Annotated in this window: 3 protein-coding genes; 2 read left to right on the forward strand and 1 reads right to left on the reverse strand. The window is 69.7% G+C overall.

Annotated elements, in window-relative coordinates; translation table 11 throughout:
* Positions 1 to 245: TetR family transcriptional regulator (locus VH969_RS02195; protein ID WP_331969472.1), on the reverse strand; the 245-nt coding region annotated here is incomplete at its 3' end.
* Between the two features lie 82 nt (positions 246 to 327).
* Between VH969_RS02195 and VH969_RS02200 the strand changes: the two genes are divergently transcribed.
* Both VH969_RS02200 and VH969_RS02205 read left to right on the forward strand, forming a co-directional pair.
* On the forward strand, positions 328 to 1,383 hold the full coding sequence (locus VH969_RS02200) for an alpha/beta fold hydrolase (RefSeq protein WP_331969474.1): 1,056 nt from the start codon (positions 328 to 330) through the stop codon (positions 1,381 to 1,383).
* A 37-nt stretch (positions 1,384 to 1,420) separates the two neighbouring features.
* A complete protein-coding gene (locus VH969_RS02205) occupies positions 1,421 to 1,951 on the forward strand; it encodes a carbonic anhydrase (protein WP_331969476.1) in 531 nt (176 codons plus the stop codon).
* The last annotated feature ends 24 nt before the right edge of the window (positions 1,952 to 1,975 follow it).

A 1,975-nucleotide genomic window follows, 5' to 3' on the forward strand; every position in this document is an offset into this window, starting at 1 on the left:
TCGCCCATGGCCGCCGCGCAGACCGCGGCGAGGAGCTCGTCACGATCAGCGAAGTGCCGGTAGGCCGCGTTAGGCACCACGCCCACCATCCGCGTCGCTTCCCGCAGCACAACGGCGTCCGGGCCGCCGGTGCGGGCCAGCTCGAGCCCGGCGGCGACCAGACCGTCGCGGACCGCGCCTCGCGGACGGCGCCTTCGCTCCGGGGCAGCCTGGTCATTCGCCTCTGCTGATCGAGTGGCCGTCACGGCGACAGGATAACAAAGTGGACGACGTCCACATCTCCTGTTAATGTGTACAGCGTCCACTAAATGCTGAAGGAGGCTCCAGATGGACAGGCACGACACGATGGATCCGCCGCGGCGGGACCGGGCGCTGGTGACGGCGGCGGAATGGTTCGGCAGCGGGCAGCGGATCCCTTACGACCCGGAATCCGCGCGGATCTTGACCGAGGAGGAGGCCGTCGCGATTCCGGGCGCGTTTCGAGTTTTCGAGCGCGTGCACGGCGTGGCGCGAGATGCGGACACCGTATGGCTCACGCTGCTGCCCGGCTTCCCGGAAGGCTCCTACGGCTGGGCGCAGGTGGACGGGATGGTCGGCGACGATATCGGCCCGCGGCTGTACGCCGAGCCGGTGGGGCAGGGTGACTCGGACAAGCCCCGGCACTACCCGTACTCCACCGTCGAGCGGGCGAACCTGGTCGAGGCGCTGTGGCGCCACCACCGCGTGCGCCGCACCGTCGTCGTGACCTTCGACTACACGTCGCTGGCGCTGCTCGAAGTGCTGCGCCGGCAGCTGGAGAGCCGCTCGCCAGAGCGGCCCGCATCGGCCGACTTCGGCGGGCCGGTGATCACGGCCGTCTTCATGGTGAACGGCGGCCTGTTCGCCGACGCACACACGCATCCGTGGCGCGGCACGCCGCTGCTGCGCACCCCGCTGGGCGCACTGGGGATGCAGCGGGCGCAACGCTCATCGCGTGTGTTCGGCACGGCGATGACCCGGGCGCGAATGTACTCCCGCGGACACCGTCCCTCCCCGGAGGAACTCGCCGAGATGTGGTCGGCGGTCACCCGGAGAGACGGAGCGGCATTCCTCCACAACGCCGCGGGGTTCGTCGGCGAGCACCGCCGCCAAGCGCAGCGCTGGGATCTGGCCTCGATCGCCCGTGACCTGCACGGCACGGTCGCCCTCTACGTCGGGGGGAGCGACGAGGACCCCTACGAGCACCGGCAGATCCCGGCCACCCGCGAGCGGGTGCATCAGGCCGAAGTCCTCACCTTCCCCGGCGGTCACCTAACTACGAGCGAGCACCCCGATCTCCTCGCCGCGGCCATCCGCGACATCGCAGTCCGCCACGGCGTGGGCACCCGGTCCGCTGTCCAGTGATAACCCTCCGAAACGGAACGGAACCACCATGACCAGAATGAAGCCCCTGCTCGAGCGCAATGAGCACTTCGCCCGTACCTATACCCCCGTGCCGCTCGGCCTGCCCGCGGCGCAGGTGCTCGTCGTCACCTGCCTCGACCACCGGGTCGACCCTGCCATTGTCCTCGGACTCCAGCTCGGAGACGCTCCGGTCATCCGCAACGCCGGGGGACGCGTTACCCAGGCCGTCATCGACGACATCGCTTTCCTCGCCTTCCTCGCTGGGCAGCTGTTCGGCCGTCAGGGCCCGGCAGACACGCTCTTCGAGGTCGCGGTCGTTCACCACACGCAATGCGGAACCGGTTTTCTCGCTGACCCCGATTTCCGGCGTCGGGCCGCCGAGGCGACCGGAGTCCCCGAGGCAACGCTGGACGCCTCCGCCGTCGCCGACCCGCACCTCACCGTCAAGACCGACGTCGAGCGCCTGCTCGCCTCGCCGCTGCTCTCACCGAAGGTGAGCGTGTCCGGCCACGTCTACGACATCGCCACCGGACGCGTCACCACCACTGTGGAGGCCCGGCACCCGTAGTGGCCTCGCAGGTTAATCGGCATC

The sequence above is a fragment of the Actinophytocola sp. genome, from assembly GCF_036555685.1.
In the GTDB taxonomy this organism is placed as follows: Bacteria; Actinomycetota; Actinomycetes; order Mycobacteriales; family Pseudonocardiaceae; genus Actinophytocola.